At 46.7% G+C, this 334-nt stretch carries 1 protein-coding gene; it reads right to left on the bottom strand.

What is annotated here, in order from left to right:
• A partial coding sequence (locus F4W09_RS17205) for an Ig-like domain-containing protein (protein ID WP_215899332.1) occupies positions 1–334 on the bottom strand: 334 nt, incomplete at both ends.

Genomic DNA, 334 nt, shown 5'->3' with positions numbered 1-334 from the left:
ATCGGTATCGATCTTGGTGTCAATCACCACATTTCTACTAATTGAGTTACCAGTATTCCCCATTGTATCGGTCACTGTTGCCACTACGGTATAGCTACCATCGAGTAATGCCGAACCCGTTAAATCCAGCGTCCAGTTGCCTGAGCCATCCACAGTTAGTTTCGGGTCGCCTGTATTATAGGTAATACCGTTCACACTGACACTCAAAGTATTGCCATCAGCCAGATCCACCGTACCTTTAAACAGTAAGGTGTTGTCATTGGTGATGAAGTCACTGTTGGAACTGCCAGTGTCGTTGGTGATCGAGTCGAAAGTCACGGTTTGACCGTCGTTG

Origin of the sequence: Acinetobacter tandoii, from assembly GCF_008867985.1 — a bacterium.
GTDB lineage: Bacteria > Pseudomonadota > Gammaproteobacteria > Pseudomonadales > Moraxellaceae > Acinetobacter > Acinetobacter tandoii.
The sequence above is the reverse complement of the archived record's forward strand: the minus strand, read 5'-3'. Positions and strand labels throughout refer to the sequence as shown.